This window comes from Candidatus Nealsonbacteria bacterium (assembly GCA_019923605.1).
Lineage (GTDB): Bacteria > Patescibacteriota > Minisyncoccia > Minisyncoccales > CSSED10-335 > JAHXGM01.
This window is the reverse complement of sequence record JAHXGM010000001.1, coordinates 1-19,673: the sequence shown is the minus strand read 5'-3', so window position 1 is coordinate 19,673 and position 19,673 is coordinate 1. Positions and strand designations below refer to the sequence as shown.

Sequence of the window (19,673 nt, the reverse complement as noted above, 5' to 3'; positions counted from 1 at the left end):
ATTATAAATTAACCAGTCAAATTTAAAATCAATCTGATTAAAGCTTAATTTTCTTCAGAATACTTTTAAATTCTACTGTCTTTAGAGATGCTCCCCCTATCAAAAGACCGTCAAAAGAAGCTTTATCAATATAGTCACCGGCATTTAATGCATTTACGCTCCCACCGTATAAAACAGCTAAATCCCCAAACATCTTCTTAATGAAAACTCTCATCTCTTCCGCTTCGTCTGGACTACAAGCATTTCCAGTTCCAATTGCCCAAACTGGTTCGTAAGCAATAACAATCTTTGAGTAATCATCTATCAAAATTCCTTTCAGTCCTTCTTTTATTTGACTCTTTAAAACATCAAACTCTTTACCCCTCTTCCTCTCCTCCTCTTTCTCTCCTATGCAAAAAATAACTTTGAGGCCCTCCGCTAAACAGGCTTTTATCTTCTTGTTAATTATATCATTAGTTTCGCTCAATACCCATCTCCTCTCAGAATGACCAATAATAATATATTTGCATCCAATTTTTTTCAGCATAACTGGAGAAACTTCTCCCGTAAAAGCTCCTTCTCTTTCCCAGAAAGAGTCTTGTGCTCCAATTGAGACACCAAGATTTTTAAGCTGATTTAAATAAGGAAAAGGTGGACAAATAACCACCCTTGAATCAAATCCTATAGATTTGGCCAATTTTAACGATTGATCCAATGTTGAAGGATTCATCTTCCAATTGGCAATGATTATTTTCCTCATATTAAAATCAAATTTCTTGGCTTCTTAGATATTCCGTTGCTTTTTCTGGTTCAATAGTTGATATCTCTATACCAACGCCCAATTCAAATCCGGCCCAGATTGAAGTTTTAGGCAAAATAGTCCAATGCCAATGATAGTAAGAGTGATCGCTGCCATCTGATGGAGCCGAATGAAGATAAAAATTATAGGCCGGATCTCCTAGTCCTTTATGAAGCTTCGCCAAAACAACCTTAAATACATCTGCAAGATTGGTTTTTTCGCACTCAGTAATCTTTTCAAAAAAAGCCAAATGTTTTTTAGGAGAAATGATTACCTGAAAGGCAGCTTTTGAAGCAAAAGGACAAACTGCAATAAAGTCTTCGTTTTGGTAAACAATCCTCTCTCCCTTTTTTAGCTCCCACTCATTTAATCTACAATAAATACAATCTTTAGTTTTTTTATACTTCCTAGCTCTAGCAAGAGCATCTTTAAGATCAGGGTCAATAAGAGGAAGAGCGATTAATTGAGAGTGTGGATGATATATTGATGCTCCGGCTTCAGCTCCATGATTATGAAATATAGCAACGTAATTGATTAATTTCTTCTTAATTAAATTCCTGTATCTATCTACATAAACATCAATTACCTCTTTAACATGCTCTTTTGGTAAAAGGGCTAATGATTTTTCATGGTCTGATGTAACAATAACTTCATGGAAACCAACGGCATTCATGGTTTCAAAAAAACCATTTTCTTCTTTCCTATTTAAAGTTTTTGACGGAACAAAAGCAGGATATTTGTTTGGTATTGATATAGTGGTCCAGCCTTTTGGGTTATTTTTATCCATTTTCTTGCCCTTTGAATAAGCAAGAACTGGTGACTCCTGCTCTGAAAGATTACAAAAAGGACATTCTCCTTTCGGTACTTTTTTTCCTTTCCGACGCTCCTTCTTAAACATCTCCGGTCTCTTGGCTCGACCAGTAGCGATAACAACCCAATCCTTTGAAGTTTTATCCAGTCTAAGCTCTGAGGGGAATTTTTCGTTTTTTTTATTTTTCATTTTATAAAAACCTTTTAGATAATACCATCTTATTTAAATACTTGAAGGTATCCTTTAAGACCAACTTTAGAATCAAAATTATTTATCTAAAAAACGCATATTTTTATTTTATAATAAAAATTATAACATTAAAGTTCTGTCAGAACAATGCAACCTCTTTCAGTAACCGCAACAGTATGTTCGAAATGAGCAGAAAAAGATCCATCTTTTGTTTCTAAGGCATAACCGTCAGCACCCCCTTTCATCTCTGATGAACTTATTGATGCCATTGGCTCAATACAAAAAACCATCCCCTCTTTAATTTGGGAACCGGTCTTTCTTTTTCCATAATTCAATACATTTGGTTCTTCATGAAGTTCCCTTCCAATTCCATGGCCACATAAATTTTTAATAACTACAAATCCCTGAGATTCAATACATCTTTGAATAGTATTACCCAAGTCTCCGAAAGTATTACCTGGATGAACTTTCTTTATACCTCTTTTGAGGGCTTTTTTAGTTGTTCTTATTAATCTCAAGACTTCAGGATCAACCTCCCCCACCGGAATAGTTAAAGCCATATCAGTATGGAATCCTTTATATTCTATTCCAAGGTCTAATGATAAAATATCTCCATCCGTTAATTCTTTTTTAGATGGCATTCCATGAACTATTTGACTATTTATTGAGGTGCATAAAGTATTAGGAAATCCCTTGTAATTTTTAAAAGAAGGTTTTCCATGTTTTAAAATCAGATTCTCTGCAAGCTTGTCTAATGCTTGAGTAGTAATTCCTGGTCTAACTTGAGATTTAAGCTGCTCTATGATTTCTGCCAAAATCTTACCCCCCTCCCTCATTATTTGAATCTCTTTTGGATTCTTTATTGAGATCATTTTTTTATTTCTAAAAATATTGAGTTTAGTTCTCTTTTAAAATCATCAATACTCCTAATGTTGATAATAGTGAAATCTGCCATAGCAATAGGCCCGCCTTTCTCTATATTTTCTATTTCAGCATAATCTCGTTTTCTTGCCTCCTCTTCGGTATAACTTCTAAACCTCGCTTCTTTATCACCCTTAACTGTACGGTCCTTAAGCCTTGAATACCTTACTGCTGGAGGGGCATAAACGGCTACTACATACATTTTATCTTGATATCTATCCTTTAGCACCTTATATTCCGACCAGCTGTAAAGGCCGTCAACAACTAGGTTAGAATTGATAATCAATTCATCTATCTTGGGAGTATTAAGAATAGCAAGCGCAGCCATTCCATGTTCTTTGCGTATCCGCTCTCTTATCATTCTCTCATTATTTTCATTAATTTCAAGCCCTTCTTGTTTTACTCGATCCAATATCGCTTGGCCAAATCTTAAATAAGAAAAGCCCCTTCCTACTAATTCATCGGAAAGAATACTTTTACCGGCCCCCGGCATTCCTACAATACAAACAATTATATTATCTTGCATGATTATTTCATTGCTTTCAGAATATCTCTTGAGACATCTTCTACTGACTGACTACCGTCAATAATAGTAATGCCTTCTTTTTTCTTGTAATAATTAACTGTTGGTCGTACCTCTTTATTAAACCACTCCCATCTTGTCATCACTCCCTCTATATTATCATCCGGCCTTACAATCATTTTACCCTTACATTTTAGGCAATCTTTTAATTTAGATCCGTTAGCAATAGCAATTTCTCCGCAAACACTACATATTCTTCTTGTTTTGAGACGTTTCAAAACTTCTCTTTTAGACAGATTAATAAAGATGACTTTCTTTTCTTTGTGCCACCCATACCACTCCAAGGCATCTTCTAACATTTTTGCTTCAAAAACAGTTCGGGGACTTCCGTCAAAAATAAAGCCCTGGGATCCAGTTCTTTGTTTTATTGCCTCCAATTCCTTCATCCATAGCATGAAGATAACTGGTGTAGGGATTCTTTTTCCCTTATTTATGACCTCACCGATCTTCTTGCCGGTGTAATCATCTTGTTTCATTCTAGCTCTTAGAATGTTTCCACTTCCGATAGCTTCCAAGTTAAATCTTTCTTTTAATAGTTTTGCCTGTGTTCCCTTTCCTGATCCAGGAGGACCTAAAAGGATAACAACCCGGTTTTTTTTCATAGTTATTTATTGTTGTTAAAATGTTTCGTACTCTCTCATCTGAAGCTGTGCTTTGACTTGCTTCATAGTCTCTAAAACTACACTAACAATAATTAATACGGATGCGCCTCCAATTAAGAAGCCAAAATCTTCTATCCCTGTTCCAGTTATTACTTGAATTAATCCTTGAACAATCCAAGGCATAACAGCAATTACTGCCAAAAAGAATCCTCCAAGGAAAAGAACTCTATTTAGAATATGATTTAGATATTTTGCAGTTGGTGCCCCAGGTCTAATCCCTGGAATAAATCCACCCATTTTCTGAAGATTCTCGGCTACATTCTTTGGATCAAAAGTAACTGCAGTGTAAAAATAAGTAAAAAGAAATACTAATATAAATATAATAGAACCTAATACCCAAAGGCTTTCCAAATATGAACCAATCATTTGAGCAGTTTGAGCTAAAAATCCAGAACTAACTCCGGAAATAACACCAACCAATATAGAGGGAAGGAAAGCAATTGAAAAAGCAAAAATGATAGGTATTACTCCTGCAGGGTTAAGATTCAAAGGAAGGTATGTTGATGCACCACCATACATTTTCATTCCCCTTACTTGTTTAGCATAAGAAACAGGAATATTTCTTCTTGCCTCATTAAAGTAAACAACTCCGATTATAATCAGAATAATCATGGCGAACAAAAGAAAATATGATTGAAGGGCTCCTGGCTGATCAGTAATACTCAAAATCATATTCCTAACATTCCCCGGAAATTCGGCTATTATAGCGGCAAAAATCAAAAGAGAGACCCCATTTCCAATTCCCCTTTTGGTTATTAATTCCCCAATCCACATTAGAAGAACGGTTCCAGCAGTTATGATTAATAGTGATGTTATCATCCCTATACTACTAAGAGGAAGTATAACTCCTTCCCTTTGGAAAAGAGTAAGCATTGCAAACCCTTGAAAAAAGGCAAACGGTACTGTAAGTATTCTTCCATATTGATTAATTTTCTGTCGTCCTACATCTCCTTCTTCTTTTTGAAGTCTCTCCAGTTGAGGAATAATCATAGTCAGAAGCTGCATAATAATGGTAGCTGTAATATACGGACCAAGCCCAAGCATGACAATAGAAAATTTATCTAAAGCTCCTCCGGTAAGCGCACTGGCGAATCTGAAAATCTCAAAATCTTGAAAAAAACTGGCCAACCTTGATTGATCAATGCCTGGCATAGGAATGTTGGACATCAACCTAAAGACAACAAACATAGATAAGACAAAAAGGATTTTCTTTCTTAAGTCTTCTATTTTAAAAATTTGGATGATCTTTTCAAACATATTTTATTTTATATCTTTCCTTCGGATTTTTTAATTTTTTCTTCTGTTGTTTTTGAATACTGACATCCCTTAAATACTAAAGGCTTACTTATTTCTCCATCAGATAATATCTTCACTACTGGGAGCTTTCCAGCTTCCTTTCTTATTAATCCTTTTTCTAATAAAGTTTCGGGGGAGACGATTTCATTTGCAGCATATTTGTTATTTATCAAATTCAAATTAACGACGGCTATTCCCTTATCAATGGCATTAACTCTGTATCCTTTAAGCTTATGGTACTTCTTTATTATTCCCCTAATTGAAGGAACGAGCTTTCGTCCAGCTCTAGATTTTTGCCCCTTAACACCCTTGCCGGAAAAGGTTCCTTTCTTTCCGCCTCGTCCGACTCGTTTATCCTTCTTTCGTTTAGTTGTTGGTTTAATTTGATGAAGTTGCATGATTTTCAGTTTCCGTCTTCTCGGATGAATCCGCTAAGACGACCTTCTTTGATTCTTTAACTTTTAATTTTTCTAAAGCCTTAATGGTTGCCTTGGCATTATTTAGCTTATTATCTGTTCTACTAATTGCTTTAGCGGAAATATTCTTAATACCTGCTAAAAGACAGATTGTTCTAATAGTACCTCCAGCTACTAGTCCGCGACCCTTAATCTGAGGTCTTAGAATTATTTGAGCAGCTCCAAATTTAGCTTCAGTTTGGTGAGGAATAGTATCATCAACCATTAACACTGTGATCATTCTTTTCTTGGCCATCTTTGTTGCTTTTTCAATAGCTTGACTCACATCAGTTGACTTTGCAGAAGCTACTCCTACTTTTCCATTTTTATCTCCAACCACAACGACAGCCTGAAAACGCAATCGTCTTCCTCCGCCGGTCATCCTCTCTACCCTAGAAAGATTCAGTAGCTTGGATTCGAACTCTTCATTTTTGGGAATTTCTTTTTGAACCGTCATAATAAATTAATTAAAAGTTTAATCCGCCCTTTCTGGCTCCCTTGGCTAAGGCTTCCACTCTTCCGTGGTAAAGATAACTCCCTCTATCAAAGATGACCTTTGTTACTCCTTTTTCTTGAGCTTTCTTTGCAAGTAATTTTCCAGTGTTGTAGGCTAAGAGAGTCTTGGCTTTAAGATCTTTGGAGTGCTTATCAGATTTTTCTTCCTTGACTTCATAGCTCCTTGCAGAAGCAATAGTCTTCCCATTGGCATCATCTACCAGTTGAGCGTAAATTTGTTTAGACGATCTAAAAACAGAGAGTCTTGGTTTTTCACTCGTTCCGATCAACTTAGCTCTTACTCTTTTTTGTCTTTGTAATCTTGCATTTAACATATTATCCTCTGGCTCCTGTTGCCTTCTTACCTACTTTCTTTTTAATAATTTCTCCTTCGTATCTTATTCCCTTTCCTTTATATGGATCTGGCGGCTTAATCTTTCTAATATTGGCCGCTACCTGTGTTACTAATTGCTTATTAATTCCTGAAACTATAAATGAATTTTTCTCAATAGAAAAAGTTATACCTTCTCTTGGTGAAATTTTAACTGGGTGAGAAAATCCTAGTTGAAAAACAAGGTCTTGCCCTTCAAGAGCGACTTTGTAACCAACACCTTCTATCAAAAGTTTTGTTTGATATCCTTCACTCACTCCTGTTGTCATATTGGCAATAAGAGATCTTGATAGTCCCCAAAAAGCATTTGATTTCTTAGTTTCTTTGACTGGAGTTACAATCACTTGATCATCTTTAATTTCTACTCCGATCTCTGGCCTAATCTTTGTTTGAAGTTCTCCCTTAGGACCCTTTGCTTTGACGGTATGACCCTCTAGAGTGATTTCTACTCCCTTCGGTATTATTATTGGCTTCTTTCCTATTCTAGACATAATTTTAATATACTTCAATTAGTATTTCTCCACCAAGATTAGCTTTTCTGGCTTGATAGTTGTTCATGATTCCCTTGGGGGTTGAAATAATTGACATTCCAAAACCATCTCTAACTTTCCTTATCTTGCTAGCTGGGATATATATCCTTTGTCCAGGTTTTGATATTTTTTTAATATTGGAAATGACCGGCTTATTATCTTCGTACTTTAAAGTAATCTCAATGGTCTTGGTTGTTTTTTTTCCTTTCTTTTCAACCTTCTCAACCCATCCATTATTTTCTAAAACCTTGGCGATTTCATATTTTAAATTAGAAAAAGGAACCTTGGCTGTTGTCTTAAAAACAGCCTGACCGTTTTTTATTCCATTTATCATGTCTGCAATTGGATCTGTTGTCATAATTTTAATTTACCAGCTAGATTTTTTAACTCCGGGAATCAATCCTTCATTAGCCATTTCTCTAAAGCAAATTCTACATAGATCGAAATCTCTCATATATCCTCTTGCACGCCCGCATCGAAAACATCTTCTAACTATGCGTGTAGAAAATTTAGGTTCTTTTTCTGATTTTGCTATTTGCGACTTCTTGGCCATTTTTTTATTGTTTTTTAAGTGGGAATCCCAATAATCTTAATAATTCTATTCCTTCTTCTTTATTTTTAGCACCAGTTACTATGGTAATCTGTAAACCAAGAATACTCTTGATCTTGTCTGCGGAAACTTCAGGGAAAATTATATGCTCTTTAATTCCGATAGTCAAATTTCCGCTCTTATCGAAATTATTTAAGCCTAAACCTTTAAAATCTCTAGCTCTTGGAAGAGCAACGTGAACTAACTTATCTAAGAAATCATACATTCTTTTGCCTCTTAGTGTAACCTTTGAACCAACAATAATTCCTTCTCTAAGCTTAAATCCAGAAATTGATTTTTTTGCCCTTCTCATCGAAGGCTTCTGTCCAGTTATTAAAGATAAGTCGTTTCCTATGACAGCCATAAACTTCTTTAATTCATCTCCACTCTTGCTAACTGTCTCTCGTCCAAAACTGATATTGATAGCAACTTTTTCAATTCCTGGGACAGCCATGACATTGCCATGATTAAACTTCTTTAGCATCTCAGGTATAACTTCTTTTTTGTATTTTTCTTTCAAATTTATCATAAGTCTATATCTTCTTTTCACATTTTTTACAAACTCTATCTTTTTTGCCGTCTACTATAATGTAGCCTACTCTTGAAGGCTTAGAACACTTGGGACAAACTAACTTAACATTGGAAATATCTACTGGTGCGGAAAATTCAACAACTTGCCCTTTCTCTCCGGATTTCTTAGGTCGAACATGTTTCTTTTTTAAGTTGATATTATCAACTACAACCTTGTCTTTGGTTGGAATAACTTGAAGGACCTTTCCTTTCTTCCCCCTGTCTTTTCCAGTGATTAATAAAATTGTATCTCCTTTTTTGATTTTCATACATTTGGGATGCTAACAAATATTTTCGTTTTATACAAGCTCCTTGGCCATGCCTGCTAATTTATCAAAACCTTTCTCTCTTAATTCTCTTGGGATCGGACCAAAGAGTCTTCCCCCTTTGGGGTTCACGGTCTTTCCATCTAAGATTATAGCTACGTTTTCATCAAATTTAACATATGAGCCATCTTTTCTTGCAAAGGCTTTCTTTTGTCTTACAATAACTGCTCGAACAATATCATGCTTCTTAACTCCTTTTCTCGGCTCTGCATCTTTTACAGCAGCGACTATGATATCTCCAATTTGGGCATATCTTCTTTTACTTCCTCCTAATACCTTAAAGCACTGGATTGTCTTTGCTCCTGAATTATCAGCGACTTTTAATTTTGTTTCTGGTTGAATCATACTATTAATTAATTTTCTCAATTACTCTCCATACTTTATCTTTGCTCAACGGCCTGCACTCTTCAATGAAAACTTTATCTCCCTCTTTGTATTCGTTGTTCGAATCGTGAGCTTTATATCTAAGAGTAACTTTATATCTTTTTTTATACTTCGGATGATTCTTTAATTGCTCAACCTGAACCACAACGGTTTTATCCATCTTATCTGAAATAACAATACCTTGTAATTTTCTTTTAGGCATACTTTTGTCTTATTCTTTATCTTTTAAAATGGTTAGGATTCTCGCAACATCTTTCCTAGTCTCCTTCATCAATTTAACATTAGTAACTTTTTTTGAATCAAGTCTAAACTTTAATTTTCTAATATCTTCTCGCTTCTTAACGATCAATGCCTCTAACTCTAGCCTTGTTTTGTTTGTTAACTCTAAGATCTTCATAATGTTATCTGCTTACGATTTTGGTTTTGATCGGAAGTTTATCAGATGCCTTTCTAAAAGCCTCTTTCATATCTTCTTCTTTTATACCATCTAATTCAAAAAGAATGCGTCCCGGGGTAATAGGAAAAATATAATGGTCAACAGATCCTTTCCCTCCTCCCATCGGAACCTCATTTCCTTTTGCGGTAACCGGTCTATCTGGGAATACTCTTATCCAAAGCTTTCCTCCTTTTCTTAGGTATCTTACAATTGCTCTTCTGGAAGCTTCAAGTTGTCTGGAAGTAATCCATTTGGTGCCCATACTCTTTAAACCGTATGACCCGAAGTTCAGTTCATTTCCTTTTCTTGAAACACCTTTACTCTTAGCTTTAAAGCTCTTTCGGTGTTTTACTTTTTTGGGCATCATTAACGACATAGATCTCTAGTTAAATTTTTCTCCTTTATATATCCAAACCTTAATACCAATGGCTCCATAGGAACATCTGGCCATTTCTGAAGCATAATCAATATCTGCTCTTATAGTTTGACGTGGAAGTCTGCCTTTCTGAGACCATTCTCTTCTTGCAATTTCTACTCCATCAAGCCTTCCAGCAAATTCAACCCTAACTCCTAAAACTTCTTTATTGGTATTTATTTTTTCTACAATTTGTCTTAAAACTCTTTTATAAGGCACTCTTCTTACAAGTTGTTGACCGGCCCAGTCAGCAGAAAGCTTGGCTGAAAGCCAAGGATTTCTTACCTCTTTTATTTCAATATTAACCTCTTCTTCAGCTACTTTTTTGTCAAATTTCTTGTTCATCATCCTAAACATGTCTTTTTTAAGCTTGATGATCTCTTCTCCTCCTCTTCCAATGATCAATCCTGGCCTAGAACTCAATATAATAATATTAACTTTTCTTGGAAATCTTTCAATTTCAATCTTTTCAACTCCCATTCTTTCCAATCTTTTACCTAAAAAACCTCTAATTTCATAATCCTCTTTAAGAAAATTAGTTGATTTCTTTTGATAAAAACCCCTGGAATCCCAGTCGTTTGTTTCTTTTATTCTATATGATTTTGGATGAACTTTATGCGCCATAATTATTATATAGATTTTCTTCTAAACATTTTTTTAGAAGATACTCCTCTTTCAGCAGTTATCTTTTGTGAACTATCTTTTCTTGTCTTTTTCTTTTCTGGAGCACTTTCCTTAATTTGATCAACTTTTAAAACTTCCGGCTTTGCGACTGCTTTCTTTTTCTTAGCTACCTTTTTTGTCTTATTAATCTCATCTAACGTTAATATCACATGTGAGGTCTTTTTCTGAATTTCAGTAGCCACTCCCCTAGCTCTTGGCATCCATCTTTTTAATTTTGGCCCTTCATCTACTCTTATTTCTGAAATATATAGGTTGCTTTCATCTAAACTAAAGTCATTCTTGGCATTGGCAATAGCAGAATTTAAAAGCTTAAGAACTGGTCGAGATGATCTGTTGACGGTAAAACGTAAAATCAGCTTAGCTTCTGAAACCTTTTCTCCTCTTATCATATCTACAACCAATCTAACCTTTCTAGGGGCTATTCTTAGATGTCTTAATTTTGCTTTAACCTCCATTATTCATTAATTATATTATTTCTTCTTCTCTATATCTCTCTGCATCTTTCCTCCGTGTCTTACAAATTTGGTTGTTGGAGAAAATTCTCCAAGTTTGTGACCTACCATGTCCTCAGTAATCAATACAGGTATGTGTTGTTTTCCATTATGAACACCAAAGGTAAAACCTATCATTTCCGGAGTAATGGTTGAGCTTCTTGCCCAAGTCTTTACAATAGTGTCATCACCTAGTTTTAATTTTTTTACCTTTTCCATTAACTTAAGGTCAATGTAGGGTCCTTTTTTAAGACTTCTTGCCATATGTTTATCGTTTCTTCTTTTTCCTTCTCTTAATTATTAAATGGTTTGTTGTTTTTCTCTTTCTTGTCTTTACTCCTCTAGCATGCTTACCCCAGGGAGTCTTAGCATACTTTAATCCAATAGGTGCTCTTCCTTCTCCTCCTCCATGGGGATGATCTACTGGATTCATGGCCGAACCTCTTACTGTAGGTCTCTTTCCTTTTCTTCTACTGGCACCGGCATTCTTTATTCTTTTATATTTATGTTCTGGATTTGAAACTGCTCCAATTGTACCATAACATTCTTTGTGAATCTTTCTTACCTCTTTAGAGGGCATTTCAATCTGTATATATTTTCCATCATGAGCTAAAACCTTGGATGAACTTCCTGCTGATTTTATGAGCTGGCCTCCCTTTCCTGGTTCTAATTCAATATTGAAAACTGAACTTCCAACCGGTACATTTTTAAGTTTCATTCTATTCCCTACTTTCAATTCGGCTTTTTCAGAAACAATAATTTCATCACCTTCCTTCATTCCTTGTGGAGCTAAAATGTAGCTCTTTTCGCCATCTTGGTATTCAATCAATGCGATATAAGCTGTTCGGTAAGGATCATATTCAAACCTTAAAACCTTAGCTGGAACATCAATCTTTCTCATCTTAAAATCAACCAATCGGTAAAGCCTCTTCACTCCACCCCCTTTGTGTCGAATAGTGATTCTTCCTGAGCTTCCCCTACCCGCCCTTCTTTTCAGATTAACGACTAATTTCTTTACTGGTCTTTCTTTTGTAAGTGTTTGTTTGGACATTTTCTATGAATATCAACCCATTTATTTAAACATAAACGGAGGCTTGAGTCAAGGATGATTAATTGGGGATAATATCAATCTGTTGACCTTTCTTAATTTCAATTATTGCTTTCTTGAATCCCTTCTTTCTACCCTTATGTTTTCCTAGCCTCTTTGCTTTTCCTGGAACATTTATAACATTAACTGCTATAACATCTACTTTGTAAAGATCTTCTATAGCTCTCTTTACTTCGTCCTTGTTTGAAACAGAAGAAACTTTGAAAAGATACTTATCTTTAGTCATAAGGTCAGTAGACTTCTCACTTACATACGGCCCCTCTAAGACCCTCCATGCAATTGATTCACTCTTAACAGCAGTGGCCTTTTTTTCAGTCTTTAAAGGTTTCTCTTTCTTCTCTTCAGTTTTTTTAAAAATTTTACTTATAGCCATAATTAAAATGTATCCTCTATTACCTTAATACTTGCCTCCGGAATAATAATATTTTTAAAAGATAAAAGGTCTAATGCATTAAGATCTTTAGCTTGCATCAATTCTATCTTAGGAATATTTCTGAATCCTAGAAGTACGCTCTTGTTGGTGTCTGGAAGTATTAACAAAGTGTTTTTCTTGATTATTTCTGGAAAATTATTTAAGACTTCTATTGCGCCCTTTGTCTTATGATTATTTAGCTCAATCTTATCCAATACTTTCATTTCGTTATCTTTCAATTTTGCAGACAATACCATAAAAAGAGCTTTTCTTTTCATTAACTTTGGAATCACTCTCTTGTAATTTTTATCACTTCTTGGTCCAAAGGTAACTCCACCACCCTTCCAAATAGGAGATCTGGTTGATCCGTGTCTTGCGCGGCCAGTTCCTTTTTGTCTCCAGGGTTTTTTACCTCCTCCGCTGACATCTCCTCTGTCTTTAGTGTGAGCAGTCCCCTGTCTTCTATTAGACATTTGTGAAACTACAACTTGATGAAGTAAATCAAAGTTTGGTTCTACATTAAAAACGTCATCGGAAACATCAATTTTCTTTAACTCTTCTCCTTTTTGATTATAAACGCTTACTTTCATAGATTTATTGAACACTAATTTCCAAGAGGGTTCCTGGCCTTCCTGGTAAAGCACCTTTTATTGCTATAATATTTCTTTCAGAATCAATCTTTATAATCTTTAAACCTTTTACATTAATTCTATCACTTCCCATTCGTCCAGGCATTTTTCTACCTTTAATAACTCTTTGAGGGAAGGCACTTCCAATTGATCCAATCTTTCTTTTACTGTGTTTTATTCCATGAGAAGATCCTGCTCCTGCAAATCCATGACGCTTTACTCCTCCCTGAAATCCTTTACCCTTGGAAATACCTACGACCCTAATCTCATCTCCCTCTTCAAACGAAGTCACATCTATAACTTCTCCTTTGGAATACTCTTTTCCTTCTCCAGCCGGAAACTCTCTAATGTGCTTATAATGTTTATCTTTGGCTGATTTTTTGATCTGATTCTTTTTAGTTATTTCTTCAAACCCAATCTGAATCGCTTCGTAGCCATCTTTAGCATCATTTTTCAGTTGGAGAACCTTACAAGGTCCAGCCTCAACTAAAGTCACCGGGGTTAATTTGCCATCCTCGGTAAATACCTGTGTCATTCCTAATTTTTTTCCTAAAATGAATTTCATATATGGTAAAAGATTGATAACTAAAAGCTGGGTATGACCCAGCAATCCGCAATGCCTGGTTTCTTGTGACTATCCGAGCGAAAGATATTAAGATTACATTTTAATCTCAATATCAACTCCTGCGGGCAAGGTTAAATTCATTAACGCGTCAATCACTTTGGGATTAGGGTTAACAATATCTATTAACCTCTTGTGGGTTCTGATTTCAAACTGCTCTCTTGCATCTTTATGAACAAAAGAAGATCGATTGACGGTATACTTTCTAGTATCGGTTGGCAATGGAACCGGTCCAACTACTTCACTTCCGTAACGCAAAACAGTTTCTACAATTTGCCTAGCACTATTATCAATTACTTTATGGTCATAGGCTTTAAGGCGAATGTGGATTCTTGTCTTAGTATTCTCTTTTGTTGATGCTTTCGCTTTTGCGGCCATCTGACTATTTGATTATTTTAGTTACTACTCCTGCTCCAACAGTTTTTCCACCCTCTCTTACGGCAAATCTTTGTTTTTCCTCTAAAGCGATTGGTGCAATTAATTTAACTGATACATTAACAGTATCTCCAGGCATTACCATTTCTCTTCCATCTGGAAGATTTACTTCTGCAGTAACGTCGGTGGTTCGGAAATAAAATTGTGGCTTATATCCCGCAAAAAATGGTGTATGTCTTCCTCCTTCTTCTTTGGTTAAAACATAAATTTCTGCTTCAAATTCAGTATGTGGTGTAATTGATCCTGGTTTTGAGATAACTTGACCTCTTTCAAGATCTTCTTTTTTAAGACCTCTTAATAAAAGACCGACATTGTCTCCAGCTCTTCCTTGGTCAAGAATTTTGTTAAACATCTCAACGCTAACAACAGTGGTCTTGGTAGTAGGTCTAATGCCAACAATCTCAATCTCTTCATTAGAATTAATGATACCTCTCTCAATTCTTCCGGTTGCAACAGTCCCTCTGCCAGCAATTGAGAAAACATCTTCAATCGCCATAAGTGCAGGCTTCTCAATATCTCTTACCGGTTCAGGTAAATATTCATCAAGAGCTTTTACTAATTCCATAATAGGCTTTGTAGCTTCATCATCTTTTGAAGTAGCTTCAAAAGCTTTTAATGCTGATCCTCTGATAACTGGAATCTCATCTCCTGGGTAATCATATTTCTTTAAAAGTTCTCTAATTTCATCTTCTACTAAATCAACCATTTCTAGGTCATCTACCATATCTACTTTGTTAATGAAAACAACAAGTGATGGAAGACCTACTTGACGAGCAAGAAGAATATGTTCTCTTGTTTGAGGCATCGGACCATCAACTGCAGATACAACTAAAATTCCTCCGTCCATTTGAGCTGCACCAGTAATCATATTCTTAATATAGTCAGCGTGACCAGGACAATCAATGTGCGCGTAATGTCTGTTTTCAGATTCGTACTCAAGATGAGAAATAGAAATTGTGAGTCCTCTTGCTTTTTCTTCCGGAGCTGCGTCGATTTGATCAACACTTTTTTCTGCTGACGCGAAGCCATAAAGACTTAGGGTCTTTAGAATAGCTGCGGTCAATGTAGTCTTACCATGGTCAACGTGACCAATAGTACCAACGTTAACGTGTGGCTTTGTTCTTTCAAATTTTGCTTTTTCTGCCATATTTATATTTATAAGGGTTGAAGCAAGAATAATATCTTTTTCTTCTGCCCAATTATTTTTTAATTATAGAACCAATACTCTTCTCTATTCTATTTATTTTTTACAAAAAGTCAATTATTTCTTTTTCCCTTCAATTATTTCTTGCGCAACATTGAAAGGAACTTCACTGTAATGATCAAATTCCATGGTTGAATTACCTCTTCCTTCGGTCAATGATCTTAGTGATGTAACATAGCCAAACATCTCGGATAAAGGAACTTTTGCCTTGACTATCTTTATTCCCAAGTTATCCTCGGTTTCTTCAATCTTGCCCCTTCTTGAGGAAAGGTCACCAATGATATCTCCAAGGAAATCGGCCGGAATAATTACTTCTACTTTCATAACCGGTTCTAAAATAACAGCCTTTGCTTGCTTACAAGCATCTTGAAAAGCCATGGCTCCGGCAATCTTAAAGGCTATTTCAGATGAATCAACATCGTGAAAGGATCCATCGTATAAAGTTACTTTAAGATTTGAAATTGGGTAACCAGCTACTACTCCCTTATCAGCTGATTCTCTAACTCCTTTCTGAACTGCTGGAATAAATTCTTTTGGAATTGCGCCTCCCTTGATTTCATCAACAAACTCAATTCCATCTAAATCTTCTTTCGGCTCAACTCTAAGGCAAACGTGTCCATATTGTCCACGACCTCCACTTTGTTTAACATACTTACTCTCTGCGCTTGCAGAAGCCTTAATTGTTTCTCTGTAAGCAACTTGTGGTCGGCCAACCTGAGCCTCTACCTTAAACTCTCTTTTCATTCTATCAACTAATATTTCAAGGTGTAATTCTCCCATTCCAGCAATAACAGTTTCTCCGGTTTCTTGGTCAGATTTAATCTTAAAGGTTGGATCCTCATCGGAAAGCTTCTTCAGAGCAAAGCCCATCTTTTCTTGGTCAGACTTTGTTTTAGGTTCAATTCTAATAGAGATAACCGGATCAGGAAAAGAAATTTCTTCTAATATGATAGGACTGTTTTCAGTACAAAGAGTATGACCAGTTGTTGTATTCTTAAGTCCAACAGTAGCGGCAATATCTCCTGTAAAAACTTCCTTCACTTCTTCTCTTTCAGAGGAATGCATTCTAACCATTCGGCTAATTCTTTCTTTTTCACCGGTGGTAGTATTTAAAACATATGATCCAGTAGTTAGAGATCCGGAATAAACTCGGAAATAAGTTAAAGTTCCAACGTATGGATCATTAGCAACCTTAAAAGCCAAAACAGCAAAAGGATCCAAGTCGCTAGGATTTCTTGTTATAAGTGCTTCAGTTTTAGGATCTTTTCCTTCAACTGGAGGTAAGTCTAATGGACTTGGTAAGTAATAACAAACTGCATTAAGAACAAGCTGAACACCTTTGTTCTTCAAAGCAGTTCCACAAAAGACCGGTACGATCTTATAACCCAATACTGCTTTCCTTATTACCCTTTTTAATTCCTCAACTGATACCTCTCCTCCTTCTAAATATTTTTCAAAAAGTCCTTCGTCTTCAGTTGCAACTTTCTCTAAAAGTTTAGCTCTCCATTTTTGAGCTTCTTCTATCATATCGGCAGGAATTTCTTCAGTCTTAATAACTTGTCCAAAATCACCTTCGAAATAAACATACTTCATTTCAACCAAATCAATAACTCCCCTGAAATCACTTTCTGATCCAACAGGCAGTTGCATAGCTACTGCATTAGGAGTTAGCTTTGCTAGTATAGATGTTAGTACTCTTTCAAAAGATGCTCCTGCTCTATCAAGCTTATTAACAAAACAAATTCGTGGAATCATGAATTTATCAGCTTGACGCCAAACAGTTTCAGATTGTGGCTCTACTCCAGCGACTCCATCAAAAAGAACAACCGCTCCATCCAAAACTCTTAAAGATCTTTGAACTTCGGCGGTGAAATCAATATGTCCAGGAGTATCAATTACATTAATACGATACTCATGGGCCTTATCTTTTACCTTATCGGTTGGTACCCAAAAACAGGTTGTGGCAGCTGATGTTATAGTAATCCCTCTCTCTTTTTCTTGTTCCATCCAGTCCATAATTGCTCCTCCGTCGTGAACCTCTCCAATCTTGTGTGAAATTCCAGTATAGAAAAGAACTCTTTCAGAAAAAGTAGTTTTTCCCGCATCAATGTGAGCAATGATTCCTATGTTCCTGTATTTTTCAATTGGATAATCTCTTGGCATAAAAATAAAATTAACTTGTTCTTCTTGGTTGTGCAAAATGAGCAAAGGCCTTATTAGACTCGGCCATTCTGTGTACGTCTTCGGTCTTCTTGATAGCAGAACCTGTGCTGTTGGCTGCGTTTAATAATTCTTCTGCAATCTTCTCGGCAAGTGTATTTCTCTTCTTAGCTTTTACTGCGTTTAAGATCCATCTGATTGCTAGACTAACTTTTCTTTCTTTACTCACAGGAACTGGGACTTGATAAGTTGCACCCCCTACTCTTTTAGATCTAACTTCCATGGAAGGAGCAACATTCTCAATTGCTAATTCAAAAGTTTCAAGTGGATCTTTCTTTTTTGATTTCATTATTTCAAAAGCACCATAGACTGCCTTTCGGGCTATGGTTTTCTTGCCATCTTTCATAACTTGATTTATAAACTTCGAAACCAATACACTGTTATATAAAGAATCTGATTCTATTTCTTTTCTGGTGATTTTTCCCATTATTAAGATTATTAAAAAATTTATTTAGGTCTCTTTGTTCCGTATTTACTTCTGCTTCTCTTTCTTTTTTCAACACCACCTGCATCAAGAACTCCTCTTACAACATGGTATCGTACTCCGGCAAGATCCTTTACTCTTCCCCCCCTTATTACAATAACTGAATGTTCTTGGAGATTGTGTCCAATACCTGGAATGTATGAAGTAACTTCCATCCCATTACTCAAACGAACTCTTGCTACTTTTCTCAAAGCAGAGTTAGGTTTCTTTGGAGTGGTTGTAAAAACTTTAAGACAAACTCCCCTCTTAAAAGGTGATGGATATTCAGATGATCTATTCTTGAGATTATCAAAACCAAAAGAAAGAGCAGGCGTGTTGCTGCGCTTCTTGGTCTTTTTTCTTGATTTCCTAACTAATTGATTAATGGTTGGCATGATTTTAATATAAAAATAATGAAGCGCTATGCGCTCACAAAAGACATATTACAAGATGAGCGAAAAAAGTCAATACTTTCTTCAAACGCCTAGAAATATTCGAGCTAAAAAGAAGACTCCCTCTCTTAAATAAGGAAATAGTAAAAAGATGATTATAAACACTAAAGACATGAATAAAAATCCCGATTTCGCTATTACTTCCCTGAATTTGTATTCGGCTCTCGGGAAGAGAGAAAATAGGACATGTGAACCATCTAATGGTGGTATAGGTATTAAATTAAATACAGCCAATAATGTATTTATAAAAACAATGATTATAAATAAAAAGAATATCTGAGGTAAGAAACCATCTGGAGCCGCAAAATTCTGCACTATCCCCCGCTTTACAGCAAGTTCTAATGGTATAAGCCTGGCACCTATTCCAAACAAGAAAGCTATGGAAAAATTTGACAATGGACCAGCAAGGGCAACTTTTAATTGTCCATATTTTTGATCCTTGAAATTATAAGGATTCACCGGAACGGGTTTAGCCCATCCAAAAAGAATCGGCGACCTCATAATCAATAAAAGGGCTGGCACAACAAACGACCCCATAGGATCTAAGTGCTTCATAGGATTCAATGTCAACCTACCCTGATATCTGGCTGTAGGATCACCTAAAGAATCCGCCATAGCTCCATGAGAAACCTCATGAATTACTATTGAGAATATTAATATAATAATAATAAATATAATTTCCATATTGATAAGCTTAACACATTTATAAAGTCTTGTAAAAAAATAAATATTAGTGTATATAATAACCGAAAGGAAAATTTATCATACCACTAAAATAATAATAAAACCATGTCCAGGAAATGTGAAGTTTGTCAGAAGAAAACTACAGTATCAAGACAAAGAAATAAATTGATGTCTAAATACAACCCCACTCCCAAACAAAAAAAATATCCAAATATCCAATCAATTTTCATAAACGAAGGAGTTCCTAATTCTTTCAAACAATTTATTGGAAAAAGAATCAAGGCTTGCACCAAGTGTATTAAAACTCTTTCTAAGTAAAAACGGGATGTGGCCTAGTGGTTTAGGGCGCCGGCATGGGGTGCCGGAAACATTTCGTGGGTTCGAATCCCGCCATCCCGACCAATTCAGACATTTCAAATTTTCAGGGGAAAAAGTTTG

32 protein-coding genes and 1 tRNA gene are annotated in these 19,673 nt (G+C 35.7%); 2 read left to right on the top strand and 31 right to left on the bottom strand.

What is annotated here, in order from left to right:
* Positions 1-37: 37 nt before the first annotated feature.
* The 31 genes from tpiA to KY054_00015 all read right to left on the bottom strand — a co-directional run bounded on the left by tpiA (position 38) and on the right by KY054_00015 (position 19,235).
* Entirely contained in the window at positions 38-739 is a 702-nt protein-coding gene (gene tpiA, locus KY054_00165) for a triose-phosphate isomerase (GenBank protein MBZ1356178.1), read from the bottom strand.
* Positions 740-746: 7 nt separating this feature from the next.
* Positions 747-1,778, bottom strand: coding sequence for a galactose-1-phosphate uridylyltransferase (gene galT, locus KY054_00160; GenBank protein ID MBZ1356177.1), 1,032 nt, complete (start codon positions 1,776-1,778; stop codon positions 747-749).
* A 128-nt stretch (positions 1,779-1,906) separates the two neighbouring features.
* Positions 1,907-2,650: a type I methionyl aminopeptidase gene (gene map, locus KY054_00155; GenBank protein MBZ1356176.1), complete on the bottom strand. Its 744-nt coding sequence runs from the start codon at positions 2,648-2,650 to the stop codon at positions 1,907-1,909.
* Positions 2,647-3,225 (bottom strand): AAA family ATPase, encoded by a 579-nt coding sequence (locus tag KY054_00150; GenBank protein MBZ1356175.1) that lies wholly within the window; start codon positions 3,223-3,225, stop codon positions 2,647-2,649. Before KY054_00150 ends, map begins: the two co-directional genes overlap by 4 nt.
* 2 nt (positions 3,226-3,227) lie before the next feature.
* Positions 3,228-3,884 (bottom strand): nucleoside monophosphate kinase, encoded by a 657-nt coding sequence (locus tag KY054_00145; protein ID MBZ1356174.1) that lies wholly within the window; start codon positions 3,882-3,884, stop codon positions 3,228-3,230.
* Positions 3,885-3,899: 15 nt separating this feature from the next.
* Entirely contained in the window at positions 3,900-5,201 is a 1,302-nt protein-coding gene (gene secY / locus KY054_00140; GenBank protein MBZ1356173.1) for a preprotein translocase subunit SecY, read from the bottom strand.
* Positions 5,202-5,209: 8 nt separating this feature from the next.
* On the bottom strand, positions 5,210-5,638 hold the full coding sequence (locus tag KY054_00135; protein ID MBZ1356172.1) for an uL15 family ribosomal protein: 429 nt from the start codon (positions 5,636-5,638) through the stop codon (positions 5,210-5,212).
* Positions 5,619-6,152 carry a 30S ribosomal protein S5 gene (locus tag KY054_00130; protein ID MBZ1356171.1) on the bottom strand — a complete coding sequence of 178 codons (534 nt, stop codon included), beginning with the start codon at positions 6,150-6,152 and terminating at the stop codon, positions 5,619-5,621. The genes KY054_00135 and KY054_00130 overlap by 20 nt, the downstream gene beginning before the upstream one ends.
* Before the next feature lie 10 nt (positions 6,153-6,162).
* Complete coding sequence (rplR, locus tag KY054_00125) at positions 6,163-6,525, bottom strand: 50S ribosomal protein L18 (GenBank protein MBZ1356170.1); 363 nt, start codon at positions 6,523-6,525, stop codon at positions 6,163-6,165.
* 1 nt (position 6,526) lies between these two features.
* The gene (gene rplF, locus KY054_00120) at positions 6,527-7,072 is read right to left on the bottom strand and encodes a 50S ribosomal protein L6 (protein ID MBZ1356169.1); all 546 of its coding nucleotides are present in this window, start codon (positions 7,070-7,072) and stop codon (positions 6,527-6,529) included.
* A 4-nt stretch (positions 7,073-7,076) separates the two neighbouring features.
* Positions 7,077-7,469, bottom strand: a complete 393-nt coding sequence (gene rpsH, locus KY054_00115; protein ID MBZ1356168.1) for a 30S ribosomal protein S8 — start codon at positions 7,467-7,469, stop codon at positions 7,077-7,079.
* A 9-nt stretch (positions 7,470-7,478) separates the two neighbouring features.
* Positions 7,479-7,664, bottom strand: a complete 186-nt coding sequence (locus tag KY054_00110) for a type Z 30S ribosomal protein S14 (GenBank protein ID MBZ1356167.1) — start codon at positions 7,662-7,664, stop codon at positions 7,479-7,481.
* Between the two features lie 4 nt (positions 7,665-7,668).
* Positions 7,669-8,229, bottom strand: a complete 561-nt coding sequence (rplE, locus tag KY054_00105; protein MBZ1356166.1) for a 50S ribosomal protein L5 — start codon at positions 8,227-8,229, stop codon at positions 7,669-7,671.
* Positions 8,230-8,233: 4 nt separating this feature from the next.
* On the bottom strand, positions 8,234-8,539 hold the full coding sequence (gene rplX, locus KY054_00100) for a 50S ribosomal protein L24 (protein MBZ1356165.1): 306 nt from the start codon (positions 8,537-8,539) through the stop codon (positions 8,234-8,236).
* A gap of 30 nt (positions 8,540-8,569) precedes the next feature.
* On the bottom strand, positions 8,570-8,941 hold the full coding sequence (gene rplN, locus KY054_00095; GenBank protein ID MBZ1356164.1) for a 50S ribosomal protein L14: 372 nt from the start codon (positions 8,939-8,941) through the stop codon (positions 8,570-8,572).
* 4 nt (positions 8,942-8,945) lie between these two features.
* Complete coding sequence (gene rpsQ / locus KY054_00090; GenBank protein ID MBZ1356163.1) at positions 8,946-9,182, bottom strand: 30S ribosomal protein S17; 237 nt, start codon at positions 9,180-9,182, stop codon at positions 8,946-8,948.
* Positions 9,183-9,191: 9 nt separating this feature from the next.
* Positions 9,192-9,377, bottom strand: coding sequence for a 50S ribosomal protein L29 (gene rpmC / locus KY054_00085; protein ID MBZ1356162.1), 186 nt, complete (start codon positions 9,375-9,377; stop codon positions 9,192-9,194).
* A gap of 4 nt (positions 9,378-9,381) precedes the next feature.
* On the bottom strand, positions 9,382-9,792 hold the full coding sequence (rplP, locus tag KY054_00080) for a 50S ribosomal protein L16 (GenBank protein ID MBZ1356161.1): 411 nt from the start codon (positions 9,790-9,792) through the stop codon (positions 9,382-9,384).
* A 6-nt stretch (positions 9,793-9,798) separates the two neighbouring features.
* Positions 9,799-10,455, bottom strand: coding sequence for a 30S ribosomal protein S3 (gene rpsC, locus KY054_00075; protein ID MBZ1356160.1), 657 nt, complete (start codon positions 10,453-10,455; stop codon positions 9,799-9,801).
* A 5-nt stretch (positions 10,456-10,460) separates the two neighbouring features.
* Positions 10,461-10,970: a 50S ribosomal protein L22 gene (gene rplV / locus KY054_00070; GenBank protein ID MBZ1356159.1), complete on the bottom strand. Its 510-nt coding sequence runs from the start codon at positions 10,968-10,970 to the stop codon at positions 10,461-10,463.
* 15 nt (positions 10,971-10,985) lie between these two features.
* Positions 10,986-11,270 carry a 30S ribosomal protein S19 gene (rpsS, locus tag KY054_00065; GenBank protein ID MBZ1356158.1) on the bottom strand — a complete coding sequence of 95 codons (285 nt, stop codon included), beginning with the start codon at positions 11,268-11,270 and terminating at the stop codon, positions 10,986-10,988.
* Positions 11,271-11,274: 4 nt separating this feature from the next.
* Positions 11,275-12,057 (bottom strand): 50S ribosomal protein L2, encoded by a 783-nt coding sequence (gene rplB / locus KY054_00060; GenBank protein ID MBZ1356157.1) that lies wholly within the window; start codon positions 12,055-12,057, stop codon positions 11,275-11,277.
* A gap of 58 nt (positions 12,058-12,115) precedes the next feature.
* The gene (gene rplW / locus KY054_00055; GenBank protein MBZ1356156.1) at positions 12,116-12,487 is read right to left on the bottom strand and encodes a 50S ribosomal protein L23; all 372 of its coding nucleotides are present in this window, start codon (positions 12,485-12,487) and stop codon (positions 12,116-12,118) included.
* A 2-nt stretch (positions 12,488-12,489) separates the two neighbouring features.
* Positions 12,490-13,116 (bottom strand): 50S ribosomal protein L4, encoded by a 627-nt coding sequence (rplD, locus tag KY054_00050; protein MBZ1356155.1) that lies wholly within the window; start codon positions 13,114-13,116, stop codon positions 12,490-12,492.
* A gap of 4 nt (positions 13,117-13,120) precedes the next feature.
* Positions 13,121-13,720, bottom strand: a complete 600-nt coding sequence (gene rplC, locus KY054_00045; GenBank protein ID MBZ1356154.1) for a 50S ribosomal protein L3 — start codon at positions 13,718-13,720, stop codon at positions 13,121-13,123.
* Positions 13,721-13,813: 93 nt separating this feature from the next.
* Positions 13,814-14,155 (bottom strand): 30S ribosomal protein S10, encoded by a 342-nt coding sequence (gene rpsJ, locus KY054_00040; protein ID MBZ1356153.1) that lies wholly within the window; start codon positions 14,153-14,155, stop codon positions 13,814-13,816.
* A gap of 4 nt (positions 14,156-14,159) precedes the next feature.
* Positions 14,160-15,359, bottom strand: coding sequence for an elongation factor Tu (tuf, locus tag KY054_00035; protein ID MBZ1356152.1), 1,200 nt, complete (start codon positions 15,357-15,359; stop codon positions 14,160-14,162).
* 114 nt (positions 15,360-15,473) lie between these two features.
* On the bottom strand, positions 15,474-17,579 hold the full coding sequence (gene fusA / locus KY054_00030) for an elongation factor G (GenBank protein ID MBZ1356151.1): 2,106 nt from the start codon (positions 17,577-17,579) through the stop codon (positions 15,474-15,476).
* A gap of 10 nt (positions 17,580-17,589) precedes the next feature.
* Entirely contained in the window at positions 17,590-18,063 is a 474-nt protein-coding gene (gene rpsG / locus KY054_00025; protein ID MBZ1356150.1) for a 30S ribosomal protein S7, read from the bottom strand.
* A 20-nt stretch (positions 18,064-18,083) separates the two neighbouring features.
* Complete coding sequence (gene rpsL / locus KY054_00020; GenBank protein MBZ1356149.1) at positions 18,084-18,494, bottom strand: 30S ribosomal protein S12; 411 nt, start codon at positions 18,492-18,494, stop codon at positions 18,084-18,086.
* Between the two features lie 81 nt (positions 18,495-18,575).
* Positions 18,576-19,235, bottom strand: a complete 660-nt coding sequence (locus KY054_00015) for a site-2 protease family protein (GenBank protein MBZ1356148.1) — start codon at positions 19,233-19,235, stop codon at positions 18,576-18,578.
* Positions 19,236-19,340: 105 nt separating this feature from the next.
* Between KY054_00015 and KY054_00010 the strand changes: the two genes are divergently transcribed.
* Positions 19,341-19,553: a hypothetical protein gene (locus tag KY054_00010; protein ID MBZ1356147.1), complete on the top strand. Its 213-nt coding sequence runs from the start codon at positions 19,341-19,343 to the stop codon at positions 19,551-19,553.
* Positions 19,554-19,556: 3 nt separating this feature from the next.
* Positions 19,557-19,637, top strand: a tRNA-Pro gene (locus KY054_00005).
* Positions 19,638-19,673 lie beyond the last annotated feature (36 nt).

Excerpts from the sequence above, each read along its gene's own strand:
- rpsQ (MBZ1356163.1), bottom strand. The coding sequence starts at position 9,182 with ATGCCTAAAAGAAAATTACAAGGTATTGTTATTTCAGATAAGATGGAT.
- rplD (MBZ1356155.1), bottom strand. The coding sequence starts at position 13,116 with ATGAAAGTAAGCGTTTATAATCAAAAAGGAGAAGAGTTAAAGAAAATT.
- rplF (MBZ1356169.1), bottom strand. The coding sequence starts at position 7,072 with ATGTCTAGAATAGGAAAGAAGCCAATAATAATACCGAAGGGAGTAGAA.
- rplN (MBZ1356164.1), bottom strand. The coding sequence starts at position 8,941 with ATGATTCAACCAGAAACAAAATTAAAAGTCGCTGATAATTCAGGAGCA.
- KY054_00110 (MBZ1356167.1), bottom strand. The coding sequence starts at position 7,664 with ATGGCCAAGAAGTCGCAAATAGCAAAATCAGAAAAAGAACCTAAATTT.
- secY (MBZ1356173.1), bottom strand. The coding sequence starts at position 5,201 with ATGTTTGAAAAGATCATCCAAATTTTTAAAATAGAAGACTTAAGAAAG.
- KY054_00150 (MBZ1356175.1), bottom strand. The coding sequence starts at position 3,225 with ATGCAAGATAATATAATTGTTTGTATTGTAGGAATGCCGGGGGCCGGT.
- rpsG (MBZ1356150.1), bottom strand. The coding sequence starts at position 18,063 with ATGGGAAAAATCACCAGAAAAGAAATAGAATCAGATTCTTTATATAAC.
- KY054_00130 (MBZ1356171.1), bottom strand. The coding sequence starts at position 6,152 with ATGACGGTTCAAAAAGAAATTCCCAAAAATGAAGAGTTCGAATCCAAG.
- rpsJ (MBZ1356153.1), bottom strand. The coding sequence starts at position 14,155 with ATGGCCGCAAAAGCGAAAGCATCAACAAAAGAGAATACTAAGACAAGA.
- rpsS (MBZ1356158.1), bottom strand. The coding sequence starts at position 11,270 with ATGGCAAGAAGTCTTAAAAAAGGACCCTACATTGACCTTAAGTTAATG.
- rpsH (MBZ1356168.1), bottom strand. The coding sequence starts at position 7,469 with ATGACAACAGATCCAATTGCAGACATGATAAATGGAATAAAAAACGGT.
- KY054_00135 (MBZ1356172.1), bottom strand. The coding sequence starts at position 5,638 with ATGCAACTTCATCAAATTAAACCAACAACTAAACGAAAGAAGGATAAA.
- rplC (MBZ1356154.1), bottom strand. The coding sequence starts at position 13,720 with ATGAAATTCATTTTAGGAAAAAAATTAGGAATGACACAGGTATTTACC.
- rplX (MBZ1356165.1), bottom strand. The coding sequence starts at position 8,539 with ATGAAAATCAAAAAAGGAGATACAATTTTATTAATCACTGGAAAAGAC.
- rpmC (MBZ1356162.1), bottom strand. The coding sequence starts at position 9,377 with ATGAAGATCTTAGAGTTAACAAACAAAACAAGGCTAGAGTTAGAGGCA.
- rplP (MBZ1356161.1), bottom strand. The coding sequence starts at position 9,792 with ATGTCGTTAATGATGCCCAAAAAAGTAAAACACCGAAAGAGCTTTAAA.
- map (MBZ1356176.1), bottom strand. The coding sequence starts at position 2,650 with ATGATCTCAATAAAGAATCCAAAAGAGATTCAAATAATGAGGGAGGGG.
- tuf (MBZ1356152.1), bottom strand. The coding sequence starts at position 15,359 with ATGGCAGAAAAAGCAAAATTTGAAAGAACAAAGCCACACGTTAACGTT.
- rpsL (MBZ1356149.1), bottom strand. The coding sequence starts at position 18,494 with ATGCCAACCATTAATCAATTAGTTAGGAAATCAAGAAAAAAGACCAAG.
- tpiA (MBZ1356178.1), bottom strand. The coding sequence starts at position 739 with ATGAGGAAAATAATCATTGCCAATTGGAAGATGAATCCTTCAACATTG.
- rplB (MBZ1356157.1), bottom strand. The coding sequence starts at position 12,057 with ATGTCCAAACAAACACTTACAAAAGAAAGACCAGTAAAGAAATTAGTC.
- galT (MBZ1356177.1), bottom strand. The coding sequence starts at position 1,778 with ATGAAAAATAAAAAAAACGAAAAATTCCCCTCAGAGCTTAGACTGGAT.
- rplV (MBZ1356159.1), bottom strand. The coding sequence starts at position 10,970 with ATGGAGGTTAAAGCAAAATTAAGACATCTAAGAATAGCCCCTAGAAAG.
- KY054_00010 (MBZ1356147.1), top strand. The coding sequence starts at position 19,341 with ATGTCCAGGAAATGTGAAGTTTGTCAGAAGAAAACTACAGTATCAAGA.
- rplR (MBZ1356170.1), bottom strand. The coding sequence starts at position 6,525 with ATGTTAAATGCAAGATTACAAAGACAAAAAAGAGTAAGAGCTAAGTTG.
- fusA (MBZ1356151.1), bottom strand. The coding sequence starts at position 17,579 with ATGCCAAGAGATTATCCAATTGAAAAATACAGGAACATAGGAATCATT.
- rpsC (MBZ1356160.1), bottom strand. The coding sequence starts at position 10,455 with ATGGCGCATAAAGTTCATCCAAAATCATATAGAATAAAAGAAACAAAC.
- rplW (MBZ1356156.1), bottom strand. The coding sequence starts at position 12,487 with ATGGCTATAAGTAAAATTTTTAAAAAAACTGAAGAGAAGAAAGAGAAA.
- KY054_00145 (MBZ1356174.1), bottom strand. The coding sequence starts at position 3,884 with ATGAAAAAAAACCGGGTTGTTATCCTTTTAGGTCCTCCTGGATCAGGA.
- rplE (MBZ1356166.1), bottom strand. The coding sequence starts at position 8,229 with ATGATAAATTTGAAAGAAAAATACAAAAAAGAAGTTATACCTGAGATG.
- KY054_00015 (MBZ1356148.1), bottom strand. The coding sequence starts at position 19,235 with ATGGAAATTATATTTATTATTATTATATTAATATTCTCAATAGTAATT.